This is a genomic window from Actinomadura sp. 7K534, from assembly GCF_004348575.1.
Lineage (GTDB): Bacteria > Actinomycetota > Actinomycetes > Streptosporangiales > Streptosporangiaceae > Spirillospora > Spirillospora livida.
Window position 1 is genome coordinate 1 of record NZ_SMKB01000559.1, and the last position, 446, is coordinate 446.

1 pseudogene is annotated in these 446 nt (G+C 73.5%); it reads left to right on the plus strand.

Annotated elements, in window-relative coordinates:
• Positions 1 to 446 (plus strand): annotated as a pseudogene (locus E1266_RS39140) (hypothetical protein); the annotation flags it as partial.

The window sequence follows — 446 nt, forward strand, 5'->3', positions numbered from 1 at the left end:
CCCCAGAACCACCCCGCACGAGGCAGCGCCACGGGCCACACCCCCACACAGACCAGCGCGGCCTCGGGGGCGGAAAGCGCCCTTGCCGGGCAGGCGACTCCCCCTCCGGACGACGACCTGGCAGGCGACGAAGACCGAGCGGTCGAAGGCGAAGCCACGCTGCACGGGGTTGCACAGATCGGTGATTCTCCGCAGGTCGAAGGCGGCGGAGCAGCGCAGGGCGGCAGCCAAGGCCAGCCGGTGGAAGACGCGCCCACCTTCCCGGGGGGCGAGACGCCGTCCGAAGCATCCGTGCACAACACGCAGCGCCTGAGTGACGGTGGCGGGACGGCGCAGGGGGGCAGCGAAGGCCAGTTGTCGGGAGGTTCGACCGCTTTCCCGGGTCAGGAGGCGTCGGCCGGGGCGTCCGCGGACGGTGTGGAGCGCGTGGGTGACGGGGGCGGGGC